General features: G+C 51.5%; 1 pseudogene. It reads left to right on the forward strand.

The features are described 5' to 3' along the window. A pseudogene (locus HC176_RS18985) lies at window positions 1–297 on the forward strand (urocanate hydratase); the annotation flags it as partial.

The following is a 297-nucleotide window of genomic DNA, read 5'->3' on the forward strand; positions in this document are numbered from 1 at the left end:
TCGCCTGCGGCCCGATTATGAAATGTACGCACGGCCAATTTCTGAATATCCCGGGAAGTGTGAACAGGCGAAAGGCATCATGCTTATGATCCAAAACAACCTGGATCCCAGGGTGGCACAGCATCCACATGAATTGATCACCTACGGAGGCAACGGAGCTGTATTTCAGAATTGGGCCCAATACAGGCTGGTGATGAAATACCTGGCCGAAATGACCGAAGAACAAACCCTGGTGATGAACTCCGGTCATCCCCTGGGGCTTTTCCCTTCCCATAAAGATGCTCCGCGAGTTGTGGT

It is taken from the genome of Tamlana crocina (assembly GCF_012037625.1).